Annotated in this window: 1 protein-coding gene; it reads left to right on the top strand. The window is 58.5% G+C overall.

The features are described 5' to 3' along the window. The first annotated feature begins 64 nt into the window (after window positions 1-64). Window positions 65-1,227, top strand: a protein-coding gene (locus ACSHSS_RS30190) for an IS3 family transposase (protein WP_105841741.1) whose coding sequence is annotated in 2 segments (ribosomal slippage) — window positions 65-320 and window positions 320-1,227 — 1,164 coding nt in all. Because the reading frame shifts where the segments join, the coding sequence is not laid out codon by codon here. Window positions 1,228-1,236 lie beyond the last annotated feature (9 nt).

Genomic DNA, 1,236 nt, shown 5'->3' with positions numbered 1-1,236 from the left:
TGTAGTGGCCTAATGAACCCGGACACTGATTTAGGCGAGAATGCTCGCCATGGAGAGGTGTCTGATGCCGAAGCAACGTCGTTCGTTTTCCCCCGAGTTCAAACAGCAAGCAGCCAGCCTGGTGCTTGACCAGGGCTATAACTTCTCAGAGGCGAGCCGTTCGGTCGGCGTCGGCGAGACGGTGCTGCGCCGCTGGGTGCAGCAACTTCAGATGGAACGCCAGGGCGTCACGCCGCAGGGCAAGGCAATCACGCCGGATCAACAGCGTATTCAGGAACTCGAGGCGCGTATCCAACGCCTCGAGCGTGAGAAGGCCATTTTAAAAAAGGCTACCGCGCTCTTGATGTCGGAAGGCATCGAACGTACGAAGTAATTGATCAGATTGGCGCAAGCGAATCGGTCGAGCTGATCTGCGCGGTATTCGACGTGTCGCGGTCCTGCCTGTATGCCCACCGAGGGCGAGCCCGACGTGTTGATGCCGAGCGAATGGCACTGCGTAGCCGGGTACACGAGCTGTTCATCGAGAGTCGAAGCTCAGCCGGCAGTCGCAGCATCATGGGCATGATGCGCGAGGAAGGTACGGCGATTGGCCGCTTCAAGGTCAGCCGCTTGATGGAAGAGCTGGGGTTGATTTGCAAGCAACCCGGCAGTCATGCGTACAAACAGGCGACGGTTGAGCGGATCGATATTCCGAACCATCTCAACCGTCAGTTTGAGGTTGGTGCGCCGAATCAGGTCTGGTGCGGCGACATCACGTATGTCTGGGCACAAGGCCGTTGGCATTATCTGGCGGTCGTGCTCGACCTGTTCACGCGGCGAGTTGTCGGTTGGGCTTTCTCGACACGTCCGGACGCCGATTTGGTCGTGCGGGCGTTGGAAATGGCCTACGAGCAACGAGGCCGACCGCAAGGGTTGTTGTTTCACTCGGACCAGGGCGGCCAATACGCAAGCCGGAAGTTCCGTCAGCGTCTGTGGCGCTACCGGGTAAAGCAGAGCATGAGCCGTCGTGGAAATTGCTGGGACAATTCCCCGATGGAGCGGCTGTTCCGCAGCTTCAAGACGGAATGGCTGCCGTCAGTGGGTTACATGTCGGCGCAGGAAGCACACCGGGATATCAGTCACTACCTGATGCATCGGTACAACTGGATACGGCCGCATCAGTTCAACGACGGACTGGCGCCGGCTGTCGCGGAAGAAAAACTTAACGCAGTGTCCGGAATCAGTTGACCACTACAA

It is taken from the genome of Burkholderia sp. BC1 (genome assembly GCF_052683555.1).
Note: the sequence above shows the minus strand (reverse complement) of the source record. Positions and strands in the feature narration are given on the sequence as shown.